The organism is Desulfobacterales bacterium, assembly GCA_030066985.1.
Taxonomy (GTDB): Bacteria; Desulfobacterota; Desulfobacteria; order Desulfobacterales; family JAHEIW01; genus JAHEIW01.
In genome coordinates, this window is the sequence record JASJAN010000031.1 from 39,680 (window position 1) to 63,348 (window position 23,669).

The following is a 23,669-nucleotide window of genomic DNA, read 5'->3' on the forward strand; positions in this document are numbered from 1 at the left end:
TTTGTGCTTATCATTTCGATTTAAGCCTGTTTTCAGCTTTCCGTAAACCGGATAATAGGCAAATCGAATGATAATTCTATATTAGTTTTAAAACCTTTTTTTGCAGCTGCTTCGAGGAAACAAAGATGAATATTGGATTGATACTGGTTGATATTCAGAATGATTATTTTGCCGGGGGCCGTATGGAGCTGGTAGGGATGGATGCGGCCGCTGTAAATGCAAGCCGATTGCTGGCATATTTTCGTGATAAACAACTACCCACCTTTCACATCCAGCATATTTCAACCCGGGAAGGCGCCACCTTTTTTCTGCCAAATACCCGGGGTGCCGAAATTCATGACAGTGTCAAACCTCAGCCTGAAGACCGGGTAATTCAGAAACATTATCCGAACAGCTTCCGCGAGACCGCTCTTTTGGACGAGCTTAAGAATGCCACGGTTGACAGTGTTGTCATTTGCGGTGCGATGAGCCATATGTGCATTGATGCAACAACACGGGCCGCCGCTGATCTGGGATATCAATGCACACTTGTTCACGACAGCTGCGCAACCCGCAACCTTGATTTTGGAACCCGGAAAGTACTGGCTGAGGATGTGCATGCATCATTCATGGCAGCCTTGGGCGCTGCTTATGCTCGGGTAATCAGTTGCAAGGACTTTTTTACGTGAAAATTAATAAGAGATCTAAAATCATCTTACTGAAAGCGGTCAAACTAATTGACCTCCTTAACCAAATGGGCTGTTCATCAAATATGTATAAATGTCTTTTTATCTTATTAATTTTCACCCTTGGATCAACGCGGCGAGCCGGAGGCTTCCATCTGCTGCGTTATTAATGACGAGGCATAGTACACTATAGCCTCGCCCTTAAATGCCTTGCATATGAAAGCCTCCAACTCGTGCAAAATTCGGGTAAACATAGTGAGTGAATTTAAAAAATGCACCTTCTGCGGTCATCGATGGCAAACACGTGAAGATTTTTTGCAAGATGCTGCAACAGATATGATCGGATATCAGGTTAATTTTGGTAATTTGCAACTGGGCTTTTTTTTATTCAATCATTTAACATGCGGCACGACCTTGGGCATTGCTGCCGCCCTTTTCAGTGATCTGTATGACGGACCTGTCTATAAACAAAGACAGACCAGGACGGAAAAATGCCCCGAATATTGCCTGCATGAAGAACAACTTGAACGCTGCCCGGAAGAATGCGAGTGTGCCTATGTTAGAGACATCATTCAAACGGTCCGGCAGTGGCCCAAAATTGGATAAGCTTAAATGCTTGAATATTTGAGTGCCGGTCTTTTACTGGGATTGGCAGCGGGTTTTGCACCCGGTCCGCTACTGGTTCTGGTCATATCCGAAACGCTGCGACACGGCATTGCCGCCGGGCTGAAAGTATCCATCGCTCCCTTAATCACGGATGTGCCCATTATTCTCATTTCTTTAATCGTATTGAACCGCCTGGCTGAGTTTAAAAGCATACTGGGCTGTATTTCGATATTTGGCGGTTTGTTTATATTGTATCTGGGATACGAAAGTCTCAAAACCAAGGGGGTTGAATTAAATTTATCCACTGTCAAATCCAACTCCTTTAAAAAAGGTGTCATTACCAATGCCTTAAATCCACACCCATACATTTTCTACATGACAGTGGGCACCCCGATCATTTATAGAAGTATTCAACATAACCTCCTGGCAACGGTATCATTTGTTGGCAGCTTTTTATTGCTGTTGGTGGGTTCCAAAGTTATCCTGGCAATGGTGGTCGAACGCTCGCGCACCTTTTTAAAAGGTCGCGTTTATATCTGGGTCATGCGAATCTTGGGTGCGCTTTTGATTATTTTTTCAATGGTCCTATTCAGGGATGGGTTTGAATTATTGGGCTGGCTGTAGAGGCAAGCCTGTAAGAAAAAGGATGTTATTAGATGCCAAGATCGTTTGAAAATGCCATTACCCGCGTACCAGCCCAAACCTTTGACCGCGGTCTAACAACGTCAAAACTGGGCCCGCCCGATTATGCTTCGGTTTTAAAACAACATCACGCCTATACAGATGCCTTGGCATCCATTGGGCTCAACGTTATCGAGCTGGAGCCACTACCCCACTACCCGGATGCCCATTTTGTCGAGGATACTGCTGTGGTGACGCCGGAAATGGCCATAATCACCAACCCCGGTGCCGCATCCCGTCAGGGTGAAGAAAAGACGATCGCCGCTGAGTTAGAAGCGTATCGCCAAATCGAAAGCATACAGGCACCCGGCACGCTGGATGGCGGCGATGTCTTGATGATCGACAACCATTTTTTGATTGGGTTATCAGAACGCACCAACCAACAGGGAGCGGACCAGTTCGGTCGCATTCTTGATAAACACAACAAGACCCATACCACCGTTGCGGTGGGCGCAGGCTTGCATTTTAAATCCAGTGTGAACTTTGTCGGCAAGAACACGCTCATTGTGACACCGGATTTTGCTGAACACCAGGCCCTGAAGGCCTACGATAAAATCGTGGCCAACCCAGATGAGTGTTATGCCGCCAATACGCTCTGGGTTAACGATCACCTGCTGGTACCCAAAGGATTCCCGAATACAAAGGCTAAGCTTGAAGCGCTGGGGCTGCCGATTATCGAGCTGGATGTCAGCGAGATACAAAAGATGGATGGGGGGCTCACCTGTCTTTCTATCAGATTCTAAAACTGGTTCCAATACCGCTACCTCTTGCCCGATGGTCCGCCTAAGGCGGATTCCAATCCGCTTCAAAATACTCGCGTACTATCGTGTACGCTCCGTTTTTGAAGCGAATTGCGCCTTGCCCTCGAACAAAATGTAACGCTCTTGAAACCAGTTTAGGTTAAAATAAAAACTCAAACAATTACTTCTTCAGGATATTATAGATTGATACTGAACAAATATATATTCTGTAATAATTAAATATGAGAAAGGGGGAGATGGATTTGCTGCCTGAAAAACAAAAAACAACCTACAGAGCATTTTATGATTCAGCGCGACACAACGATATCCTGGACCCCAAGACAACCCTGATGCTACATCTGGCATCGGCAATGGCCATTGGGTGCTATCCGTGAATGCAGGAATACCTTGGCGTTGCCAGGGAAGAAGGCCTCAGCGATACCGAAATTGGAGCGGTACTGTCAATTGTCATGGCGGTATCCGGCGGAAGGGTTCAGGCCCAATTGAAAGATGCGGGTAAAATATATGAATGATGTTCAAATAGAAGAATTGCGACAATTTGCAGTTGAATTTGTAGCAGCTGAACCGGATCGTCTGGGGGGCAATAATTTCTGGCAGGAACCGCTTTTGGTCAGCGCACCGATAGATGAGCGATTTGATATCCTGCCGCAGATTGCCTTTAATGAGCATTTGCACCCCCATGATTTGCTGCCAACTGCCAAATCATTGATCGTTTTCTTTATTCCCTTTAAACGCGATCTGATCAAAGAAAACAAAAAGGGCGAACGCCCCTGCCGCAACTGGGGTTTAGCCTATGTTCAAACCAATAAGTTGATTGAGCGCTTGAGCCAGGCGCTATCGCAATTGCTGGTTGCCAGAGGGTTTCAATCAGGCCTGACGCCAGCCACCCACAACTTCGATGAAGATGTTTTAATGGCCCGCTGGTCGCACAAACACCTGGCCCATCTGGCAAACCTGGGCCGTTTTGGAACCCACTGCATGCTAATTACGCCGGTGGGCTGTACCGGGCGTTTGGGAAGCCTGGTGACCGAGGCTGAATTGGGAGATCATCCACTTATCAACACCCGGGAAGCCTGTCTTTTGAAAGCCGGTAAACGCTGCGGCAAATGCATCGAGGCCTGTCCGGTCTCCGCAATAGAGGCGAATCATTTTGACCGGCACGCCTGTTGGAAGCGACTTAATGAGAATCGTGAGACTCTGGCCTATTTTTCGGATTTGCCGAAATCAACGCATGTGTGCGGCAAATGCGCTGCATTAATGCCGTGCAGCTTTTTAAATCCGGCTGCCAAGCTTTAAATGAAAGCGCATGCCCGCAGGGGGGACAGCACAGGAGAAAATCTCTCTCAGGTTGAAAAACAAGCGATAATACGCTATGAAAGGTCCAGCCAACAAACCCATTTTGGCTTATTTGTAAACTCAAAACTCCAGGAGGAAAAGGGCTTCATGGGCAAAGGAGATAAAAGAACGAAAAAGGGGAAAATTTTCAGTAAATCCTATGGCGTCAAAAGACCGCGCAAAAAAAAGAAAAAATCTGAACAGAAAGAAAAATAAATTCTAATCCAGTTTTAACCTTTCAAACAATAAGCCCAGGGGATGGCAGGGTGCCGCTTGAAGTTTAATTCTGTAGCAGGCAATTTCTCATGGGAGCCGACAATCAGCCAGCCTTTGGACGCAAGTGCTTGGACAACTCTGCCCAGCCCTTCTTCCTTAAGGGGCGCTTTATGGTAAGTTAGCAGATTGTTCCTTAAGAAAATGATATCAAAGCCTGACCCCGGTGGTGTTGCGAAAATATCCTGAATCCCCCAATCAATGTCCTCTCTGAGAAATGGCTTAACATCAAATCGATGACCGCTTTTGCGAATATCAAAATAGTGCTCGAGCAGTTCCGGTGGGATTTCTTTTAAGCTGCCTTTGGTGTACTCCCCTGCCCTGGCTTTGTGGATATAGGCGGGATGTTTGTCGGTCCCGGTGATGTTAAGAACAGGCAAATGCGTATGTGTCTGACTCAGGCGATGCCAGACAATTTTTAAACTGTAGACCTCTTCACCACGCGCACAACCTGCTGACCATACGTGCAATCTCTTAGACTGCCTTTTTAGAATTGCGGGTATAATATCTTCTTCCAGACCGATCCACAGTTGCTTATCCCGGAAAAAACGGCTGATGGATACCGTCATTCTTAGCTCGCAGTCCTGCCGGACCGTTTCGTCTTGGTTGATCAAATCAAGATAGGCCTTCATGCTGGAACAATTTAAATCCTGCATATGGCGTGAAACGCGCTTTTTAACACCTTTTCTGACCTTGCGGTACCCAGACCATGAAAAGTCAAATCTATCAAGCAATTGTCTAAATTGATCATCGTGCATGGCGTTCAGTTTAAGATGGCTCTGGCGGTTATTCAAGAAAAAAGGAAATCGGTACTGGCGTGTTGGCGTAGCCTACTTCGCCGAATTAGATTCGACTACGAAGGCCAAGTTGGAGCGTTGGAGTGCTAGCAAAAATATGACCTTGCGGCGACATGCGAATAAAGATAATAGATTGGTCAATTCAATATCGATTCAATATTTGAGAAATGTTAGATGATGGTGGTGAAAATATGCAATTCGTTGGTGTGGATGGTTGCAAAAAAGGCTGGTTTGCGGTAGCACTCGGTTCGGACCGGGAATGGGCCATAGGGGTTTTTAAAACCATCGACGACCTTTGGAATACGGTGAATTCAGCGTTGATGATGTTTATTGACATACCGATTGGCCTGCCGGATTCCAGCCGGCGTGTCTGTGACCAGGAAACAAGAAAGTTACTGGGGGAAAGAGGCGCAAGTGTTTTCCCGGTACCCTGCCGCAAAGCATTGCGGGCTAAGAACTATCGCCAGGCGTGTCGCTTAAACCAGGAGGTCTTGGGGGTGAAGCTTTCCATTCAGACTTGGAATATAACCGCCAAAATAAAAGAAATCGATAACTGGTTACAATGTCACCGGAAAGCACAACCACATGTACGCGAATCGCATCCTGAGCTGTGTTTCTGGGCGTTGGCGGGCAAGCGCATTATGGCCCACTCCAAAAAAACCGCGCAAGGTTTTGCAGAACGTTGCGCCATACTGCAAAAAAACTACTCACAGGCCGGGGTAATTGTTGAGCAGGCCATGACTCAGTTTCGACGCCGAGACCTGGCCCGTGATGATATTTTGGATGCGCTTGTTCTGGCTGTTTCCGGGCGTATTTCAGCAGGCAAACCCAAAACCATACCGCTGAGCCCCTCGCTGGATAAAATGGGTCGTCCCATGGAAATTGTGTATCCACCGGCTCAGTTTATTTGAATGCCGCAAATAAAATTTATCATCAGTCCCAATCGAATTTGGAGGCCATCGATGGATCAAAAGGTAAAAGATGCGATTTACAATGCAGTGCAACATGAACCCTTTGCAAAAGCAATGAAGATTCGTCTGGTGGATTTGGAGTTGGGGTTTTCAGTCGTAGAGATGATTTATGACCCAGAGCATATGAATAACATTTATGAGCGCGCCCATGGTGGTGCTGTTTTTGCGCTAATCGACGAGGCCTTTGAAACTGCAGGCCAAACCGACGGCACCATTGCAGTGGCCTTAAATGTGAATGTCACCTACGTTTCCAGCCCGGAACCGGGCACAAAACTGCGTGCAGAAGCCAAAAAGGTCAGTCAGACCAAGAAAACCGCCGGTTACGACATTCGCGTCAGCGACGCAAAAGGCAATCTGGTTGCCACTTGTTCCGCCCTCGCCTACCGCACCGGCAAACCCATTCCTTTTTTGTAACAAAAATAGTCCATTCACAAACTATAACCATTTAGGTATTCACAAATTTTTGCATGTGATTTAGCAATCGATCCACAAATTGCTTTTGGGTCCGATTAAAGTCGGGTGCTTGGCTTTCATTGGCAGTTTTAAACCAATGAATGAAATGTTTGATATTGTCTTGGGTGTGTTTTGATTCCATATGAAAATGGGTTCGAATTTCATAAAACAGGCAGCTCAACTCTTTTTGAAAAGACAGGCAAGTGAAGCGCTTGCCGGTTCGTCTGCTCTTTAAAAATTGATCGATCCCAAAATGTCTCAAGGTAGCGGCGATACCTGTATGACCATGCCGCAGAGTGACTAAAAACCTTGAGCTATCTGGCTGTTGGCGATTTCTGTAAGATTGGGTATTAAGGGATGGAAAAATCCATGTTCTCATCTTCAGCATCTGTTCGATCAACGATTTTTCCCGTTTCCCCAACAAATCGTTATTGCGTGCAAACCTTTTAATCCAGATAAGAAAATGATCAAATGCCAAACTGTTTTCCATATTGACAGGCGGGCATCTGAGTGTTTTCCAAAAAAGAGCTGCGTATCCATAAAACAGCAGCTTTGATATTTGATTCGCCGGGTAACATTTTTCAGCGAATTTAAAAGAAAAATTTGCCATAAATTCAACGGTAATACGACTAAACAGTTTCGAACAACATTCACACTTTTCGCTGTTAAGTATTTTCAGATACACCGGCAAGTATCGGCAATGCTCTTCTTCCAAAAAACGATATGCGCGCGGCAAAATAATCCATGGCGTCGCGATGTCATCCAACATTTCAAAAAGTTGTTGCGGGAAAATGCCTTCTTTTAAGCTGCCGAAAATGCTTCCTGGCGACGCTGCCGAGGATAGTGAAAAGCCGTCACTGATTTGATCGGCTTTTAATTTGATCCCTTCACGGACTACCTCAACTTCGCGGTCGATCAGCGGTTGAAAATGTATAATGGATTCATCAGCAGGACCCATTAAATTCCAGGCTGACGGTGCTATCTGAAAAAGGACCTTTGAAATCGTCCGATCAAATCCGATACGATCGAGACCTGGCAGAATGCGTTGTGCCAGCAATTTAGCCAACCCCGTAGGAAACTTTTTTAACGAGAGGTGTTTGTATACCTTCAGGCATCTGCGCCGAGCGCTATTTTCAAAGGCGCGTAGATGACTCTCTAAATCTATACCCTCATCAGCATGAGGAAGATGATGGTGTTGATTTAATTTTCGCTTTTTTTCAGAGAGTTGGTGAACGCTGGACAGGGCAATGTGAGAAGATCTTAACCGATGATGTTGTCGGAGGGCAATGTGAGAAGATCTTAACCGATGATGTTGTCGGTAGGAGTTAAAATCGATCAGTTTGCAGGTACTTGAGGGGATCATTGCGTAAACCATAATCTGAATTAAAAGCAATGCTAAGAAATGTCATCAATGAGCCTGCATCGGATTGTCCATCCTTTGATGTGTCATTTTCACTAAGGTTTACTTGAGCGATCCTTATGAAGATCAGACAGATAACGATCACAAATCCGATTCGTGCAACTGTTGTCATGATATACCACATTGTGACAGATTAAAAAATTGATTTAAGTCAAATACGACCGTTGTGATTTTGGCTATTTAATCGGATCCGAATTTATGTGAGTGCATTTAATTCGGTTCAAGCAGATAACATTTGGATTGATTTTGACCAGATTATGCTTAAAATGAATGTCTTGTAGCCAACCACTCAAAAAATAGTTCCATAAATTATTATTCATCAAATTTAATACGGAGGATTCCTATGTTTTGTTATCAATGTGAGCAAACTGCGAAAGGTGAAGGATGTACCAAAATCGGTGTGTGTGGCAAGCAGCCCGATGTTGCCGCCCTGCAGGATCTGTTAAACTATGTTGTCAAAGGGTTGTCTCAGGTGGCGGTCGAAGGACGCAAAGTCGGTGTTAACGATCAGGCGACCAATCGATTTACCAGCAAGGCCATTTTCTCGACTTTAACCAACGTCGATTTTGATCCCGAACGTTTTGTTAGCCTGATCAATGAAGCGGTGGCAAAGCGTGATGCCTTGAAAGAAAAGGTTCAGGCCGCGGGCGGACATACTGATTTTGGCGAAGGCCCCACGACCTTTGAGCTCGGTTCCGTTACTGAAGCGTTGGTGGCTCAGGGAGAAAAAGTGGGCATTCACTCGGATCCGGATGCCAACACTGATATTATCTCCTTGCGTGAATTGTTGATCTACGGCATCCGCGGAATGGCTGCCTATGCTGACCATGCCGCCATCTTGGGTCAGGAAGACGACTGTGTGTATGCCTTTATGCAGGAAGGAATGGCGGCGACCCTTAATAAGGATCTGAGCGTCGATGATTACATCGCACTGGTATTAAAATGTGGCGAAGTCAATTTGAGAACCATGGAGCTGCTGGATGCCGCCAACACAGGCACATACGGCCATCCGGTGCCCACGGCGGTGCCCCTGGGCGCCAAAGCCGGTAAAGCGATTCTGGTGTCTGGCCATGACCTTAAGGACCTGGAGGAGATTTTAAAACAAACCGAGGGCAAAGGCATTAATATTTACACCCACGGAGAGATGCTGCCCTGTCACGGATATCCAGAGCTTAAGAAACATGCTCATTTTTACGGCCATTACGGTAGCGCCTGGCAAAACCAGGCCAAAGAATTCGATGCCTTTCCCGGTGCGATCTTAATGACAACCAATTGCATCCAGAAACCCAGGGATTCATACAAGGACCACATTTTCACCACTGGGCTGGTGGGCTGGCCGGGCGTGCAGCACATTGCCGGCCCGGACTTCACCCCGGTTATCGAAAAGGCCCTTGAAATGCCCGGGTTCAGCGAGGATCAAAACGGCAAACAGGTTATGGTCGGGTTTGCCCGCAATGCGGTCATGGGTGTGGCCGACAAGGTCATCGAAGCAGTTAAAAGCAAGGCCATCCGTCATTTTTTCCTGGTGGGGGGCTGCGATGGCGCCAAACCCGGTCGGGATTATTACACCCAATTTGTCGAGCAAATTCCAGATGACTGCGTGGTCCTGACCCTGGCCTGCGGCAAGTTTCGGTTCTTTGACAAAGATTTGGGGGATATTGGCGGTATTCCGCGACTGCTTGATGTCGGGCAGTGCAACGATGCCTATTCGGCCATCAAGATCGCCACAGCGCTGGCCGATGCCTTCGAATGTGAAGTCAATGACCTGCCCCTGTCGATGGTTCTTTCCTGGTATGAGCAGAAAGCCTGCGTTATTTTGCTGACCCTGCTCTATCTAGGGATCAAAGATATCCGTCTGGGGCCCAGCCTGCCTGCGTTTATTTCGCCCAATGTCTTAAATGTGTTGGTGGACAAGTTCAACATCATGCCCGTTAAAACAGCGCAGGAAGACCTGCAGGCCATCCTGGGATAATCTGAAATTTTAAAGTGATCAGCCATCCTCATTGATGGCTGATCACTTAGCCTCTCCGCTTACTGCGCATCAACGGATAGACTGTTTGGGCGCAGCCCCTGTCTTGCCCCTAAGCGTCTATTGTTTATCCTAAATTTAGTATACAATCCTTAATTTCTGTAGTATTCAGTTCGAACCACAATTCATATTGAGCTAAATTTTAAATTGCGCATCATTTGCCACGTCAATTCACAGAAAGGGTTTAGACATGAAAAAGTTTACAATTCTGGTCATTTTTGCCATTTTTCTCATGTTTTCATATCTGAGCATAGCGACTTCGACTGCCATTGCCGGCGATAATACCTGTGTTCTCAAAGCAGCAGTGGATGTGATCGTTGAGGTATGGGATGTAGATGATCAGGGCAATAAAGGACCTCGCAAATGGAAAGGATCCATTAAGCAAGGTGAGAAAAAACGCATCGAAAGTCATTATGGCCAAATTCGCTATGCTTACACCACAAATATGACTGAGAACGAGCCGCTTTCAGGCGATGTTGGGCGCCCGTGTTTCAACGGAAAAATCATTGGTGTGCCTTAAAAATTGGTTTAAGGATAGGGAGATCAGAAAATGAAGGCTAAGAAGTCGTATATCCTATTCATATCCACGGTTTTTGTAATTGGTTTTATGGTAGCGATTGAAACATCTGCAGGTAATTTTACCTGCAAGATCAGGGCTGGCAGGCAGGATACCTATGTGGTTGTCACCGATTATGATCGGGATGGAAATCCGATGCGCCAGCGCGGAGAAAGGTTTAAGGGCGTTGTTAAAAAGCATCAGACACAGACGATTAACAGCCTGTATGGCAAAATTCGCTATAGTTACAGACTTTATAATCAATCACGATCCAGCGGTCGCAATTATGATAATTGCGAAGGCGGTAAAATTATTCAATTGCCATAATATTTTATCACCAGTGATTCCACCGCAATATGAATAGAGGGGTCAGAGCTTGAAATGATCTTTATTAACAATTCAAGCTCTGACCCCTCTATTTATTTTGAGACTTTACAAACAAATCCGTATCATTATAATCTAGCAACAAAAAATGAGGGTTACCATCAAAAAAATAGCAGTGAAACTGCCGCTAGCAATAGGAATTGACCACTGCCAATTCAGATTCTGCAGCGGGATCTTTATACAAACCGCTTTTTACTTGATTGATATCACCTGAGGGTTACGTGGATAACAGATTCGCTGTTGAAATACGCTGTGTTTCAAAAATTTTGAATCCCAATTCGGTCGCTGCCGTAACCGCCCTGGATGATGTTTCGCTTTCCATCCAAAACAATGAGTTTTTTACGCTCCTCGGACCGTCCGGCTGCGGCAAGACAACATTGCTGCGCGTGATCAGTGGCCTCGAGCACCCCTCCGATGGCCGGATTCTGCTGGACAACGAAGACATCACTCAGCTGCCACCCCACAGGCGGCCGGTCAATATGGTGTTTCAAAACTACGCTTTGTTTCCTCACCTTTCCGTGGCCCAAAATATATCTTTTGGGTTGGAAATGCTCAACAGAAAAAAACATGACATAGCAACAATCGTCGAAAAAATGTTACATCTGGTCCACATGGCAGATCTTGCTCCCCGTTCCGTATCGCAACTATCGGGTGGCCAAGCCCAAAGAGTGGCGCTTGCGCGTGCGCTAGCACCCGGGCCCAGGGTCCTGTTGCTGGATGAACCCTTGTCGGCGTTGGATCGCAAGCTGCGCAAGAATATGCAGGTCGAACTCAAACGCCTACAGCATGAAACAGGTGTCACCTTTATCTTCGTCACGCACGACCAGCAAGAAGCCCTGACGATGTCGGATCGGATTGCCGTCATGAACCAGGGCCGTATCCTGCAAGTCGGAGAACCGCAGGAAATCTACGATCACCCTATAGATCGATTTGTAGCCGGTTTTGTCGGTGAATCAAATTTTATTGAAGCCGAATACACCGGACAGACTGGCGATCATGAAGCCCTTGTCAAGCTGGCATCAGGAACGGTTGTGACGGTTTCACTGCCCGAGCATGCGCCTTCTCCAGGACCGGTGACGCTTTGTTTGCGGCCGGAACATGCGCATGTGGTCGGGAGCGGGAAAGCATCAGCGTTGCAAGGTCGACTGGAAAATATTGTCTATGTTGGGACAGACACCTATTATCATCTGCGCTTGAATGATTCAGAAAAATTCACAACCCGCCAACAGAACCGCTCCGGCCGTCGGGCCGAATTCAAGGTCGGCGATCACCTGGGGGTCGTCATCCAGGAGAATGCCGTCCAAATACTGCAAGGATGATAAAGGTCCGTATGGCAAATCCGAAAACAAGCAGACATGAGAGCGACAAAGGCCGCCGCAGCGTGTTGGCAGCGCCGGTGTTGCCGAATCGTCATAGCCCCAGAAAGCGATGGTTGCTGCTAAGCCCGGCACTGGTGATCATTGGAGGCCTCGGAATTCTGCCGCTGTCAGTCATCGTGGTCTATTCATTTATGTCACCCGGTGCTGTTGGCGGTATCGAGTGGAAACCGACCCTGGAAGCATGGTTAAACCTGGTTCTGGATCGTGACATCTTTGACCAGACCCTGGGCTTCAATTTTGCACATCTGACCATATTCGCACGCTCCGTCGGTCTGGCCCTATCAGCCACCCTGTTGACGCTGTTATTCGGGTTTCCAACCGCTTATTTCATTGCCACACGGCCTCAAAGACACAAAAATTTCTGGTTGTTTCTGGTGATTCTGCCATTTTGGTGCAATATTCTGGTCAGAATCTTTGCGATGATGTTGTTCATACGCGAACAGGGATTTATCAATCATCTTCTGATAAACCTCAACTTAATCGACAGTCCGCTTCAGATCCTTTACACCAATGCAGCCGTGGGGATCGGCCTGGTCTACACCTATCTGCCGTTAATGGTGATGCCGTTGTATGCCAGCATGGAAAAATTGGATTTTGGCCTGATAGAGGCCGGCTACGATCTTTACGGCAACCGCTGGTCGATTCTGACCCGAATCATTATTCCAATGGTGAAACCGGGAATTGTTGCCGGCAGCATCCTGGTATTCATACCTGTTCTGGGTGCTTACGTGGTACCCCGAATACTCGGTGGCGGCAAACATTTGATGTTGGGCAACCTGATTACCAACCAGTTCAGCACCTCGCGGGACTGGCCTATGGGGTCGGCCCTGGCGCTATTCCTGACCGCTCTGGTCATGATCGCTTTGATGTGGTATGTCCGTCATACCGCAAGGAGCCGAAACCATGGATGATCACCGTACCGCCAATGCTGTAAAACGCTATTTCGATGCGGCCCGTATGCCCGGCTTTGCACCAATGGCGTTTTTCTGTTTGCTTTGCCTGTATGGCCCCTTGATCATGATGGCCTTATTTTCATTTAATGAAAGTCGCTCGGTGACACAGTTCCAAGGGTTTAGCCTGGGCTGGTACCAGCAAGCGGCAAACAATCCCTTTGTTCAGGATGCCGCCCTGCTGTCGATTAAATTGGCGCTAAGCGCAACCTTTCTGGCCACCATCGCAGCCACCATGGCCGCCCTGGCGACCACACGCTGCAAACCTTTCAAGGGCTATACGCTGGTTTACGCCATCATTAATCAGCCGTTAATGGTCCCTGAAATCGTCACGGCGGTGGGAATCCTGGCTTTGTTCAGTTTAATCAAGCAGCTTACCGGTGTTCAGGGTTTCGGGTATCTATTGATGGCCCACACCGTGTTCTGCATCCCTTTTGCCTATATGCCCATTCGGGCCCGGCTGGAAAACATGGATCTCCTGTATGAGCAGGCAGCGGCCGATTTGTATGCAACACCCTGGCAGGTTTTCCGCAGGGTAACCTTACCACTGCTGATGCCCGGGATCCTTGCCGGCGCCATGCTGTCTTTTGTGGTTTCGCTGGATGATGTCATCATCAGCCTGCTGGTGGCCGGCCCCGGGGAAACCACCCTGCCGGTGTTTATGCTGGGACAGCTGCGCAGGGGGTTTACCCCGGAGATCAACGCCATTTCGACCGTGCTCATCGGTGTTTCCTTTGTGATCATTGCAGTGGTCTTATGGCTATCTGTGAAAAAGCGCTATTAGAATTGAGTCATCAGAGAGCATCGACAGCCATCTATTAATTAGCGGAAATCTGAATTCGAAATCTTAATGTTTAGATGGCTTTTATGAAGGGGGTTTACTTCAGAAAGTTGTTCCAAATTTTGGTGTACATTTGATTGACGTCCTGGCTGCATTCAGGGATGAATACCATTTTGCTGACATCATTGGGTCCGGTGATTTCAGGGGCTTTTGCCATTTCCGCATCCATGTACTTTTCACTGCCGGCGAGGGCGTTGCCAAAACGCACATAATTCGAATTTAAGGCGGCGTTCTCAGGCGCCATGATGAAGTTCATAAACAGATAGGCTTCTTTGACGTTTTTGGCGTCGGCCAGGAGAACCACATTGTCCGACCAGGTGGGAAACCCTTCTTTGGGATAGATATATTTGACGGAAGGCAACTGAGCCCGGATACGCATGGATGCACCATTCCAATTTTGGGAGGCATAAACATCCTCGGAGGTCATTTTTTCGATGACGCCATAGTCGATGGTCTTCCAGTGAGGCTTGCTGTTGAGCAGCAGGTCGTTAATTTTCTTCAAATCTGTAGGATTTGAATTGCACATTGGCAATCCCAGATAAAACGAGGCGGCATTGATCACTGCCTTCATTTCGGGCAGCATGTTGATTTTGCCTTTGAGCTGCTTGGGCGGATCGAATAAAAGGGCCCAGGAATCCGCCTTGGGACCATCGTAGTATTTTGTGTTGAGGCTGACGCCGGTGGTCCCCCAGTGCCAGGGAATGGAATACTGCCGGCCGGGATCGAAACTGACTTTAACATGCTCCGTCCTGACATATTTGAAATTGGCCATCTTGCTAACATCGATCCGTTGCAATAGGCCTTGTCTAACCAGGACCGGGATAATGAAGTGAGACGGTACCGCTAGATCGTAACCATGCCCGCCGGCTTTGATTTTAGCCAGCATCATATCGTTTGAGTCATAGGTATCGAGCTTGACCTCGATGCCGGTTTCCTGGGTAAACTTTTTTAATAGGTCGGGATTGGTATAATCACCCCAATTGTAAAAATGAAGGGTGCCGGCTGCACCAGTCGGGGCGGCGACGGTAAGAGCAGACAGCGCCAACATCAACCATGCGTAACATCTCATTTTCGAGCTATCCATTAAAATGATATTGAAGATCTGGTATACTAGATCAGGTCGTGACTTTTTTTGTTATCGCCTTATTACGATTCGATGTTCAGGCCGAGTGTGCCAAGACCTTCGATGATTCGATCGGCAATGTCTTCAAATTTAATATAGCGGCCGATCAGGACACGGCCGCGCTTTTCAAAGTCGGGTTTAAGCTCAAGCAGCGTGCGAACACAGGCTTGTCCCTCCTCAAGTTTTTCCAGATGGCCGCAAACTGAAGCTATTAATAACTGTGTCCAGAAAAATTCCGGCATCATAAGATTGGAGGATTTCTGGTATGCATCTTCGTATTTCCCATCTCGAATCAAGTTTATAATCACTATGTGCTGAATCCAGGGACGATAATAAGGATTTAGTCTAATTGCCTTTTCGATCCAGTTTACACCCTTTTCCCAATCTCCTGCCGACGCCATCACCCAGCCGATGGTATCTAAAACCATCAATGAATCCGGACACAGGTCGTAGGCGATTTGAGCTTCGTGTCGCGCCTCTGAAAGCCTGTTTTCCATGAGGCGTATATAGGCCAGAATCATTCGGGAACGTCGGTTGACCGGATCGAGGCTGACTGCTTTTTGGGCGAACTCCACGGCTTTTTCCAGAGGTGTTGGCAGATCGACGATTTCCAGCCCGTAGTTGTCGGCATATTGGGCGGCCAGCATCGACCAGATTTGCCCAAAATCCGGTTGCCGGGCTACCGCCTGCTCCAATGCTCGAATGGCTTTCACCATGCTTTGTGGGGTGAGCAGGGTGTCGGACTCCCAGTAACGCAGCATGGCTTCATAGGTCGTTATGTTCGGTGTTGACTTGTCTCTAAATACATCTACAAGGTGTCTGGTGATGACGGCATTATCACCGGCGATACGGACGGCGGCTTCTGAAGCCACATCTTCTTGAAACGAGATCATTTTGGAGACTTCAAGTTCCCCCTGATACTTACCCGACCAGATTTGAAGCCCCTTCTTAGCATCTTCCAACCTGATCCTCACCTTTATGCCCTGCGGATCGCGACGAACACTTCCGGCCATGATAAAATCGATACTGGGGTCCAAGAGGGCTGGTGCTTCATCCTGATGGAACGCTTCAAATACCCGGATTTCCCGAAAATGGCCCAGGGCATGGGCCAGCTCCGCTGTCAATCCGATCGATAGATAATCGTCATCCGCATGTTTGGTTAGGTTTTCCAGCTTTCGAACCAGTACGGTCGGCCAGGTGGCCATGACATCGACCGGCTCGGCCTCTTCAACGGCAATGGGATGGTCGTCAGGTGATTGTTCATTAAACGTCGGCACATAACCGCCTTTGGGGATATCGATGCGTATGGGGTCATTTTTACCGACAGTCTCGTAGTACCGCGCCAGCGCCCGCCGCAAACGGCTGGCCTGAATGCTCACAATGGGATCGATACTCTGGTCAAAGTCCGACCGGCGACCGAAGACCTCGGTGGCCACCGTGTAGCCTTTAATTCGGTCTGTCTTACCTGTCAGTGTCTGCGCCACAACAAATTTTAAAAGGGCACTCTGCTGCGGCGTGGCCTTAAAATCCGAGCTATTCAGCAGGCGCTCGACCTGTGAGGTAATTTTGTCCTTGGGGGGAGTAGGCGGGTTCCGATCCTTCTTTATCATCGCTTCTCCTGGATACGGATGTAGTTCTGTTTACCATATTTAGGTCGACAGGGGTATCGTATCTCTGCAGATTTTACTGATGTATAGATTAGTTGCTTGTTATAGTCAACCATCACAGGTACTCATTCGGTTAAATTTTAATTGTATATATTTAAATCAGTTAATGTATTAAACTGAAGATAAATGGTCTTACATCCGTGAATGAAAGCGCAGCGAGAAGTGCAGCCTTTTGGGATTATCCAACCGCCATGCCGACCACAGCAAACCCTTTGATGTCCCGCAAAATGATATCTTCAAACGTGATGGCATAGGATATTTGAGTTCGTTCGCATGCGTGCAAGTCGGTCTTAGGGCACGGATTCAGCTCCGGTTCAGTTTTTGCCTGCGGAACATAGGCACATAGGTGCCATCGGGAATATTGATTCGAATCGGATCGTTTTTGCCGGAGGTCCTGTAATACCGCTCAAAAGCCCGCCGCAGCATATCGGCCCGAATGCCAACAATGGGATCGGTGCGCAGATCGAATTCCGGTCCGCGGCCGAAAACTTTTACGGCAATTGTGAAATCCACTATTTCGTGGGCTTTACCAGACAGAGTTCGGTTCACAACAAAATTCAACAGGGCAACCTGCTGGGGTGAGGCCGTAAAATCCGTGCTGGCCAGCATATGCCGGAGTTGACGGGAAATTTGATCATTAAGCGTTGGTGGTTTTGGCTTTTGATTTTTTGGCATATTTACATTATCGCGAATCAATGTTCATGCCCAGTTTGCCAAGACCTTCTATAGTACGATTGGCAATGTCTTCATATTTAATGTACCGACCGATCAGGATCCGACCGCGCCGTGCAAAGTCGGGTTTGAGCGCCAGCAGGCTCTGAATAGCTGTCTGCCCCTCTTCAATTCTTTCAAGATGACCACAAGCCGCAGCTTTTAATAACGGATCCCAAAACAGATCCGGCATCATAAAATGAAGGCTTTCCTGGTATGCTTTTTGGTAATCCCCTAATCGAAACCAATTTATGCACACCGCATGCCGCACCCAGGAGCGATGGTAAGGATTTAATTTTATCGCCTTTTTGATCCAGTTGATTCCGCGCTCCCAGCCGCCCGCCAGGGCCATCTCCCAGCCGATAGTATCTAAAACCATCAAAGAATTCGGACATAGGTGATAGGCGGTTTCAGCTTCGTAGCGTGCCTCCTCGAGCTTGTTCTCCATGAACCGGACATAAGCCAGTATCATTCTGGCGCGTCGGTTGGTCGGATCAAGGCTGACCCCTTTTTGGGCATATTGCGCCGCCTTTTCCAGAGGCGTTGGATGATTAATCAATTCCAAACCGTAGTTGTTGGCATATTGAGCGGCCAGCATTGACCAGGTTTGCCCATAATCAGGATCACGGACGACTGCATGTTCCAATGCTTGAATAGCGCGCACCATGCTTTGCGGGGTTAGCTGGGAGGCGCTTTCCCAGAATCGCAGCATGGCGTCATAGGTTGCCAGGGCAGGCGGTACATTGTCTCTAAATAGATCAGCAAAATGCCGGGTGATGACGGCATCATCACCAGCCACCCGGACGGCGACTTCAGCGGCCACATTCTCTTGAAACGAGACCATTTTAGCGGCCTCGAAGTCCCCCTGGTATTTACCCGACCAGATTTGAATGCACTTCTTAGCGTCACACAAACGGACCGCCACCTTGACACCCTCTGGATCGCGGCGAACATGCCCGTCTATAATAAAATCGCAATCCATTGCCGGGGCGGTGGCCGATCGCTGGTCTCGATGGAGGGCCTCCAAAACCCGGATTTCCCGGTAATGGCTCAGTGCATGGGCCAGCTCCGTTGTCAGACCAATCGATAAATAATTGTCCTCCGGATCATCTGTCAGGTTTGTCAGCGGTTGAACCACTATGGTCGGCCAGGTTGCGATGACATCGACCGGCTTAGCCTGTGCAATGGTAATGTGTTGATCAGCCGGCGGGAGAAGTTCTGTAAAGGTTGGCACATAGGTGCCCTTGGGAATGTCGATACGAACAGGGTCGTTTTTACCGGCGGTCTCGTAATAGCGCTTCAGCGCCCGTCGCAGTCTGGCTGCCTGGATACTTACGATGGGGTCGATACTCTGATCGAAATCCGATCTGCGGCCGAAGACCTCGGTGGCCACTGTGTAGCCCTTGATACTGCCGGCATTACCGGCCAAGGTTTGTTTCACGACGTATTCTAGAAGGGCGATCTGCTGCGGCGTGGCAGAAAAGTCCGGGCTGTCCAGCATCCGTTCAAGCTGGCGGAAAATGTGCTCGTCTGGGGAAGATGACGGCATTGGTTTGTTAATCATCAACCTATCTCCAGTAAGCGGCCGTGGCGCTGTCTCATGTTAAGCAACTGCAAATCCCTTAAAAGATATCTTTAGCTATCTGCAAAATGTTAGCTTAATATTAGGCAGACGTTAATCAACATTCAGGGGGGCGGCTCATATACAGGTTTATCGCTTTAGGCTTTGTACTATAGTCTGATTGGCTGCTTTGGTTGACAAGACAATCCAAAAACCATTTATGCCAGTTATGTAACAGTGGATAAGTAAAGATTTTCCACGGCTGATAAAGTCCATTACAGTATATTCAGGCATGCAAACTTGAACTAAAACCATACCTTAAGAATAGGTCCCGGATCTTATAAGTCAAATTAGTGAGAATTCGGTCGAGAATCAATATTGGAATATTAAGGATAAAATATGGATAAAATATCCATATTATGTGAGGGAATTCAGGTAGGTTGTCAGATTTATATTTTTGTTGGTGATGCCCAACTTTTTCCTGATATGATTGCGGTGCGTATCAACCGTACTGGTGGCTACATTCATGGTTTTGGCAATTTCTTTTGTCGTTTTACCCTGTTTGATCATATCCACTACCTGGATTTCAGTCGGCGAGAGTTTAATGAATTTATTGGATAAATCGTGAATAAAAGGTGATATAATGTCATTTAAATTCGATTCGATGATATCGATATAGGCCTTTTTGCTATCCTTAGCGTTTTTCGATTTTAATTTTTCCAGATACGGTATAATCCGTTTAGAAACATTTAACAGCACTTTTTCTTCGAGTTCGGTCTTATCCAACTCTCTTTGTTCCAACAGAACTTTTAATGCCGTAACAACTTCCTCAAGGTTCTGGGTTTTGATTTTTAGCTCTTCTTCCGATTGTTTACCCTCGGTGACGTCAGATATCATTACCAAAATTTGAATGATTTCCCCGTTTTCATCCTTAATCGGATTGGCCACTATCCTGCCAACCCTTTTCTTGCCATTCTTGCGATAAAATCCAAGCTCGTAAGGGGCAACTTTCTTGCCGGTCATCCTTTGTGTAAATTTTGCCTCGGCCTTAACTTTGCCTTCTTCGGACAAAAAGGGAACATCCAAAAAATGTTTTCCAATAAATTTCTCCAGACTGTACCCGAGCCAGTCATGTATCTTTGCATTCATATCCAGGACAATGCCCTTGCTATCAAGAAGTACGATCGCTTCCGGTGAAAGTTCAAATATATCTCGATACTTCTTCTCGCTTTGCCTAAGTCTGTTCTCCATTTGCTTGCTTTGGTCTATGTCATGAACGACGGTTACTCTGACATTTCGGCCTTTATATTGGGTCATCTTGCCGTGAATTTTAACTTGAAAAGTGGTTCCATCTTTCTTCTGGGCAACTGCTTCATAGGGTTCTTCATATCCGGACAAGATATGCTGCTTTACCAATTCTTTGGATTCCGGAGCAATGACGTCGGTACCAAATATGCCCATCAACTCATCATGCGCATACCCAAACATTTCGGCAGCGGTATGATTGGTGTCGATACAAATGCCTTTATCGGAAATAAATACGGCTTCAAATGATGCATCCGCTAAGGCACGATAACGTTCCTCATTATCCCGCAAATCCTTCTCTGTTCGTTGGCGCTCGATGATTTCTTTCTTTAATTGCTCATTTATGCGGCCCAGCTCGGCTGTGCGGTCTGCTACACGCTGTTCCAGTTTTTCACGGGCTTTGCGAAGTGCTTCTTCTGCCTGTTTGCGCTGGGTGATATCGGTATCTGTGCCGATGACGCGGATCGGATTGCCCTTTGTATCTCGAATCGCTGTTCCACGCACCAGAATCCAGCGGTTGGAACCATCTTTGTGCCGCATGCGATGTTCAAAAATGTACTCAGGCGTTTTGCCTTCAATATGGGCCTGAAAAGCATCCATCACCGGCTGTTTGTCATCCGGATGAACGAATCCCGCCCAAATATCCAAATCGTTTGGAATTTCATCGTCACGGTAGCCTAAAATGGCTTTAACGTTCGGGTCGAGATAAAATTCGTTGGTCTGTAGATTGACATCCCATACGCCAACACTAGCGGCACGTGTTGCCAGTTCGTAGCGCTCCTGTCCTATGCGCAGATTCTTCTCTGCCTGCTTGCGCTCAATTGTTTCCTGCTTCAAATCTTCGTTTGCATTTGCCAGATCGGCGGTGCGTGCTTTTATTCGCTGTTCCATTTCATCATAAACTTTTTGCAGAGCTTCGTCCGCCCTTTTGCGCTCAGTAATGTCACGGCCAAGACCGCTGATATAGGGTTCATGCCCATCCTTTTTAACCAAAACATTGCGGTACTCGACATAGTATGCGTTTCCATCTTTCGCCTGGAATATAACCACACCCTCGGAGCAGCCCTGCTCGATGATCTCCTTCAAATAAGTTTCTCGGAATACGTGTCGAAATTTGGGAATGATGAAATCATCAATGGGTCGACCGATTAATTCTTCAACCGCATATCCTGAAAGTTGGCACACGGCGGGATTGACATTCAGCAGGCAGCCGTCCAGATCGTGGATCATAACGAGGTCACTGATCCGGCTAAAAAGATCCCGATAGCTTTCTTCCAGCTCCTTTAGACTGAGCTTCGGTGCTTCACAGGTTGCATCTTTGGCCATAGGTATACCCTCCAGTTTGATCTAATATATCGACTTGGTTGGCCCTGACAAGACAATTCGATACGCAGTGAGGGGCGTTTTGTGGTCATAACGATAAATGAGCTCATACACAAATGAAAAATCGAGTGATAAGGCAAATTCGCGTTGTATCTTATTGTTTTAGCATAAAACCAATCTTTTTTGGTTAAATCGCGAAAATTATCGCCCCTAAACACCATTTGTTTATCCTAAATTTAGTGCAAATTGACAAACCAACCCATTATAGGCCAATATGACAGATTTAAAAGCAAAAATTAACGGGCTATTGCCCAGTATGTCGCAGTTCACGGTCAAAATGGGCGGCCCATAATATAGATGCACTGAGGAACGAGGACATGAATACGACTGCATTTTTGCAAAAGCTTTTGTTGAGTCTGGCCGTCCTGGCGGTAATTGCGGCCGGGCCTGCGGGGCCTGCCACAGCCGAAACGGCCAGAAAGGGCAAATTCTCCCTCACAGAGGCGTCACCTGAACTCTTTTACTCGGCCATGCGCTATGATAAGTTTTTCGGGGATGCCAACACAGTTCACGGCGGTATCCTTGAGCGCTCCAACCTGCTAGGCAATCCCGGCAATGTTCGCCAAACGCTGGTCGATCACGGCCTTTATATGAACGTCGGTGTCACGCAGTTCCTGCAGCGCAATTTTTCCGGTGGCGATGACAAAAACACGCGCTACAACGGTTCGACCGACCTGTGGATGTGGTATGACACCGGCAAAGCCGACCTCTGGCCCGGCGGCGCGCTCTTTGTGCACGGTGAAGGCCGGTGGCGATCCGGTATCAACAATGATGTCGGATCTTTTCAGTCGGCCAACCATGACCAGCAATTTCCCGATACGGATTCAAGCAACAACAATTGGGCACTGTCTGAATGGTACTACATCCAGTCCCTGCCCTGGAACCTAATGGCGGCCGGCGGCAAGATGAATTTTGCTTCATATGGCGACACCAACATACTGGCCAACCGGGAACGCAGCCAATTTTTATATTCGGGGCTGGTTGTCAACCCGATTCCCGGAGAGTATTTTCCATATACCACCCTGATCGGATGGCTCAACTGGTCGCCCAACAAAATGCATTCGCTTACGGCTGTCACCGGCATAAACAGTGATGATGCAAAGGCCACAGCCGAAGTCGGTACTTTCGATACCCTTACCACCAGGGACCTCTCCTTCGTCTTTGATTATGTTTTCTCCTATGAAATCGCCTCAAAACCCGGCCGCTTCCTGGTGGATCTCGCCTATTCGACCAAGGAGAGAGCCAGCTTCGATATTTCCAGACAAAGGCTGTTCGCGCAGCTCATTGGTGAAGTGCCCATCGACGAAAAGTCCAGCAACTATACGGTGATCGGCAATTTTTCCCAGTACCTGTGGGTGAAGGAGGGAAGTCAAGGGCTAATGCGCAACAATCTGGCGCCGCGCGGTATTGGCATCTTTTGCCGCTTTGGGTGGCATCCCGAGGATCGCAACGTCATTGATGAATTTTACAGCTTCGGCTTACGAGGAATCGGCGTGTCCCTTCCAGGCCGCGACGATGACGAGTGGGGCCTTGGCTGGGCCGGATCCCACATTTCTGGCGACCTGCGCGATCTTGTCGATGATCTGCGGACCTGGGAGCATGCGTTCGAAGCTTATTACAACTATATGGTAACCCCTGCAGCGCACTTGTCTGTCAATGCTCAGGCCATCCGCCCGGTGGACGAACAATTCGATACGGCCTATACCCTGGGCTTGCGGCTGCAGGTCGACTTTTAGGGCATATTGAAAATCAGGACCGAAAACTTTTCCATTGACGCAAGATTCGTCACCCATCAAAAAAGAGCGCCTTTAAAACCTC

General features: G+C 47.6%; 24 protein-coding genes. 17 read left to right on the forward strand and 7 right to left on the reverse strand.

Annotated features, from left to right (window positions below; translation table 11 throughout):
- Positions 1–125: 125 nt before the first annotated feature.
- The 8 genes from QNJ26_15875 to QNJ26_15910 all read left to right on the forward strand — a co-directional run bounded on the left by QNJ26_15875 (position 126) and on the right by QNJ26_15910 (position 4,264).
- A complete protein-coding gene (locus QNJ26_15875; protein ID MDJ0987019.1) occupies positions 126–668 on the forward strand; it encodes a cysteine hydrolase family protein in 543 nt (180 codons plus the stop codon).
- Between the two features lie 252 nt (positions 669–920).
- Positions 921–1,271, forward strand: coding sequence for a hypothetical protein (locus tag QNJ26_15880; GenBank protein MDJ0987020.1), 351 nt, complete (start codon positions 921–923; stop codon positions 1,269–1,271).
- 6 nt (positions 1,272–1,277) lie between these two features.
- On the forward strand, positions 1,278–1,895 hold the full coding sequence (locus tag QNJ26_15885) for a LysE family translocator (protein ID MDJ0987021.1): 618 nt from the start codon (positions 1,278–1,280) through the stop codon (positions 1,893–1,895).
- A 32-nt stretch (positions 1,896–1,927) separates the two neighbouring features.
- Positions 1,928–2,695 (forward strand): arginine deiminase family protein, encoded by a 768-nt coding sequence (locus QNJ26_15890; GenBank protein MDJ0987022.1) that lies wholly within the window; start codon positions 1,928–1,930, stop codon positions 2,693–2,695.
- 254 nt (positions 2,696–2,949) lie between these two features.
- Positions 2,950–3,087, forward strand: coding sequence for a hypothetical protein (locus QNJ26_15895; GenBank protein MDJ0987023.1), 138 nt, complete (start codon positions 2,950–2,952; stop codon positions 3,085–3,087).
- Positions 3,088–3,225 (forward strand): hypothetical protein, encoded by a 138-nt coding sequence (locus QNJ26_15900; protein ID MDJ0987024.1) that lies wholly within the window; start codon positions 3,088–3,090, stop codon positions 3,223–3,225.
- Positions 3,218–4,009: a hypothetical protein gene (locus QNJ26_15905; protein ID MDJ0987025.1), complete on the forward strand. Its 792-nt coding sequence runs from the start codon at positions 3,218–3,220 to the stop codon at positions 4,007–4,009. The genes QNJ26_15900 and QNJ26_15905 overlap by 8 nt, the downstream gene beginning before the upstream one ends.
- The gene (locus QNJ26_15910) at positions 4,010–4,264 is read left to right on the forward strand and encodes a 30S ribosomal protein THX (GenBank protein MDJ0987026.1); all 255 of its coding nucleotides are present in this window, start codon (positions 4,010–4,012) and stop codon (positions 4,262–4,264) included.
- 14 nt (positions 4,265–4,278) lie between these two features.
- Here QNJ26_15910 and QNJ26_15915 read toward each other — a convergent pair whose 3' ends face one another.
- Complete coding sequence (locus QNJ26_15915) at positions 4,279–4,953, reverse strand: CheR family methyltransferase (protein ID MDJ0987027.1); 675 nt, start codon at positions 4,951–4,953, stop codon at positions 4,279–4,281.
- Positions 4,954–5,309: 356 nt separating this feature from the next.
- Between QNJ26_15915 and QNJ26_15920 the strand changes: the two genes are divergently transcribed.
- Complete coding sequence (locus QNJ26_15920; protein MDJ0987028.1) at positions 5,310–6,029, forward strand: DUF429 domain-containing protein; 720 nt, start codon at positions 5,310–5,312, stop codon at positions 6,027–6,029.
- Between the two features lie 51 nt (positions 6,030–6,080).
- Positions 6,081–6,503, forward strand: a complete 423-nt coding sequence (locus QNJ26_15925; protein MDJ0987029.1) for a PaaI family thioesterase — start codon at positions 6,081–6,083, stop codon at positions 6,501–6,503.
- 31 nt (positions 6,504–6,534) lie between these two features.
- Here the strand turns inward: QNJ26_15925 and QNJ26_15930 are convergent, their stop codons facing one another.
- Complete coding sequence (locus tag QNJ26_15930; GenBank protein ID MDJ0987030.1) at positions 6,535–7,599, reverse strand: hypothetical protein; 1,065 nt, start codon at positions 7,597–7,599, stop codon at positions 6,535–6,537.
- Between the two features lie 706 nt (positions 7,600–8,305).
- Between QNJ26_15930 and hcp the strand changes: the two genes are divergently transcribed.
- The 6 genes from hcp to QNJ26_15960 all read left to right on the forward strand — a co-directional run bounded on the left by hcp (position 8,306) and on the right by QNJ26_15960 (position 14,044).
- The gene (hcp, locus tag QNJ26_15935) at positions 8,306–9,934 is read left to right on the forward strand and encodes a hydroxylamine reductase (protein ID MDJ0987031.1); all 1,629 of its coding nucleotides are present in this window, start codon (positions 8,306–8,308) and stop codon (positions 9,932–9,934) included.
- Positions 9,935–10,181: 247 nt separating this feature from the next.
- Positions 10,182–10,511, forward strand: a complete 330-nt coding sequence (locus tag QNJ26_15940; protein MDJ0987032.1) for a hypothetical protein — start codon at positions 10,182–10,184, stop codon at positions 10,509–10,511.
- Positions 10,512–10,541: 30 nt separating this feature from the next.
- Positions 10,542–10,874, forward strand: coding sequence for a hypothetical protein (locus QNJ26_15945; GenBank protein ID MDJ0987033.1), 333 nt, complete (start codon positions 10,542–10,544; stop codon positions 10,872–10,874).
- 278 nt (positions 10,875–11,152) lie between these two features.
- On the forward strand, positions 11,153–12,250 hold the full coding sequence (locus QNJ26_15950) for an ABC transporter ATP-binding protein (GenBank protein MDJ0987034.1): 1,098 nt from the start codon (positions 11,153–11,155) through the stop codon (positions 12,248–12,250).
- An 11-nt stretch (positions 12,251–12,261) separates the two neighbouring features.
- The gene (locus tag QNJ26_15955) at positions 12,262–13,221 is read left to right on the forward strand and encodes an ABC transporter permease (GenBank protein ID MDJ0987035.1); all 960 of its coding nucleotides are present in this window, start codon (positions 12,262–12,264) and stop codon (positions 13,219–13,221) included.
- Complete coding sequence (locus tag QNJ26_15960) at positions 13,214–14,044, forward strand: ABC transporter permease (protein MDJ0987036.1); 831 nt, start codon at positions 13,214–13,216, stop codon at positions 14,042–14,044. The genes QNJ26_15955 and QNJ26_15960 overlap by 8 nt, the downstream gene beginning before the upstream one ends.
- Before the next feature lie 94 nt (positions 14,045–14,138).
- On the opposite strand, the gene QNJ26_15965 is transcribed toward QNJ26_15960, so the two are convergent.
- The 5 genes from QNJ26_15965 to QNJ26_15985 form a co-directional block, all read right to left on the reverse strand.
- Complete coding sequence (locus QNJ26_15965) at positions 14,139–15,170, reverse strand: extracellular solute-binding protein (protein MDJ0987037.1); 1,032 nt, start codon at positions 15,168–15,170, stop codon at positions 14,139–14,141.
- Between the two features lie 77 nt (positions 15,171–15,247).
- A complete protein-coding gene (locus tag QNJ26_15970) occupies positions 15,248–16,834 on the reverse strand; it encodes a hypothetical protein (protein MDJ0987038.1) in 1,587 nt (528 codons plus the stop codon).
- Positions 16,835–17,194: 360 nt separating this feature from the next.
- Positions 17,195–17,566 (reverse strand): hypothetical protein, encoded by a 372-nt coding sequence (locus QNJ26_15975; GenBank protein ID MDJ0987039.1) that lies wholly within the window; start codon positions 17,564–17,566, stop codon positions 17,195–17,197.
- Between the two features lie 7 nt (positions 17,567–17,573).
- Positions 17,574–19,166, reverse strand: a complete 1,593-nt coding sequence (locus QNJ26_15980; GenBank protein ID MDJ0987040.1) for a hypothetical protein — start codon at positions 19,164–19,166, stop codon at positions 17,574–17,576.
- A 414-nt stretch (positions 19,167–19,580) separates the two neighbouring features.
- Positions 19,581–21,794, reverse strand: a complete 2,214-nt coding sequence (locus tag QNJ26_15985) for a PAS domain S-box protein (protein MDJ0987041.1) — start codon at positions 21,792–21,794, stop codon at positions 19,581–19,583.
- 374 nt (positions 21,795–22,168) lie between these two features.
- Here QNJ26_15985 and QNJ26_15990 point away from each other — a divergent pair, with 374 nt between their 5' ends.
- Entirely contained in the window at positions 22,169–23,587 is a 1,419-nt protein-coding gene (locus QNJ26_15990) for a carbohydrate porin (protein MDJ0987042.1), read from the forward strand.
- Positions 23,588–23,669 lie beyond the last annotated feature (82 nt).